Source organism: Pseudonocardia sp. SID8383 (genome assembly GCF_009864975.1).
GTDB lineage: Bacteria > Actinomycetota > Actinomycetes > Mycobacteriales > Pseudonocardiaceae > Pseudonocardia > Pseudonocardia alni.
The window spans coordinates 1-1105 of the sequence record NZ_WWFY01000904.1 but is presented as its reverse complement, the minus strand read 5'-3'; the positions used below and the strand labels follow the sequence as shown (position 1 = coordinate 1105).

Below are 1105 nucleotides of genomic sequence, written 5' to 3'. Positions count from 1 at the left end.
GCCGCCCCGAGGCCCGCTGGCGGCGCCGCCCCGAGGACATCGCGACGCTGACCCGGCTGCAGCGCGAGCTGCTCGTCGCTGCGCTGCGTCATGTCCGACCCGGCGGCGTCGTCGCCTACGTCACCTGCTCGCCGCACGTGTCGGAGACCGCCGGCGTCGTCGGCCGGATCGTCGGCCGCGACGGACGCCCCGGCCCGGCCGGTGCCGTCGAACAGCTCGACGCGCGCGCCTGGCTGCCCGGCGAGGTCCCCGGCCTCGGGGACGGGCCGACCGTCCAGCTGTGGCCGCACGTGCACGGCACCGACGCGATGTTCCTGGCGCTGCTGCGCCGCCCGCTCGACGACTGACCGCGGTGTGACGGCGGCCTCGCCCACGGGTGCGGGGCCGCCGGCGAGCGGCCAGTAACCTCCTCGGCGTGCACCCGATGATCGCGCCCAGCATCCTCTCGGCCGACTTCGCCCGACTCGGCGAGGAGGCCGCCGCCGTGGGCGGCGACGGGACCGGGAACGGCGCGGACTGGCTGCACGTCGACGTCATGGACGCGCACTTCGTGCCGAACCTGACGCTCGGCCTGCCGGTGGTGCAGAGCCTGCGCGCCGCCACCGACATCCCGCTCGACTGCCACCTGATGATCGAGGACCCGGACCGCTGGGCCCCGGGCTACGCCGAGGCGGGCGCCCGCAACGTCACCGTGCACGCCGAGGCCGCCCACGATCCGGTGATGCTCGCCAAGAACCTGCGCGCCGCCGGGTCCCTCGCCGGGCTGTCGATCAAGCCCGGCACCCCGCTCGACCCCTGGGTCGAGGTGCTCCGCCACTACGACACGTTGCTGGTCATGAGCGTCGAGCCCGGCTTCGGCGGGCAGAGCTTCATCCCCGAGGTCCTCGACAAGGTCCGCACCGTCCGCAACCTGGTCGACACCGGGCACCTCACCGTGCTCGTCGAGATCGACGGCGGCATCAACGCCGACACCATCGACGCGGCCGCCGAGGCCGGCGTCGACTGCTTCGTCGCCGGGTCGGCCGTCTACGGCGCCGAGGACCCGGGCCGCGCCGTCGCCGCGCTGCGCGACAGCGTCCGCCGCGCGAACCCGCACCGCTGGGCC

Annotated in this window: 1 protein-coding gene and 1 pseudogene; both read left to right on the top strand. The window is 75.5% G+C overall.

What is annotated here, in order from left to right; all coding sequences use genetic code 11:
• Nucleotides 1-347: pseudogene (locus tag GTW08_RS21625) on the top strand (rRNA small subunit methyltransferase B); the annotation flags it as partial.
• A 77-nt stretch (nucleotides 348-424) separates the two neighbouring features.
• On the top strand, nucleotides 425-1105 hold a 681-nt coding region (gene rpe, locus GTW08_RS21620), incomplete at its 3' end, for a ribulose-phosphate 3-epimerase (protein WP_161152450.1).